Source organism: Pseudomonas sp. Fl4BN1, from assembly GCF_009908285.1.
Lineage (GTDB): Bacteria > Pseudomonadota > Gammaproteobacteria > Pseudomonadales > Pseudomonadaceae > Aquipseudomonas.
The window spans coordinates 1-630 of the sequence record NZ_JAAARM010000089.1; the positions used below are offsets into that span (position 1 = coordinate 1).

At 62.4% G+C, this 630-nt stretch carries 1 protein-coding gene; it reads left to right on the forward strand.

The annotated features are described in order from the left end of the window. Positions 1 to 630 (forward strand): type VI secretion system Vgr family protein (locus tag GV818_RS33690; protein ID WP_161778744.1); only part of this gene is annotated, 630 nt, incomplete at both ends.

The window sequence follows — 630 nt, forward strand, 5'->3', positions numbered from 1 at the left end:
GCCCGGAAGGCGAGGAAATCCATACCGATGAATTTGGCCGGGTAAAAATTCAGTTCCCCTGGGACCGCAAAGGCCAGAACAACGGCTTCAGTTCCTGCTGGGTGCGGGTCTCACAGAACTGGGCGGGAGCGGACTGGGGCCATATGGCGATCCCGCGTATTGGCCAGGAGGTGATCGTCGACTACCTGGATGGCGATTGCGACCAGCCGATCATCACCGGCCGCACCTACCGGGCCAGCCACATGCCGCCCTACCGACTGCCGGACCACAAGATCCTCAGCACCATCAAGAGCAAGGAATACAAAGGCAGCCGGGCCAACGAACTGCGCATTGACGACACCACTAAACAGATCAGCGCGGCGCTGATGAGTGACCATGGCCGCAGTGCCTTGCACCTGGGCTACTTGACCCATCCTCGGCCTGAAGGCGGGGCACCCCGCGGTGAAGGTTTTGAACTGCGCACCGACGAGCACGGCGCGTTGCGCGCGGCCAAGGGTTTGTTACTCAGCACCGAAGAGCAATTGCAGGCCAATGGCGGGCAGCTGAACCGCGGCGTGGCGATCCAGGTGCTGGAGGCCGCGCTGCAACTGGCCAAGGGGCTGGGTGACTATGCCGAAGAGCATCAAGGCG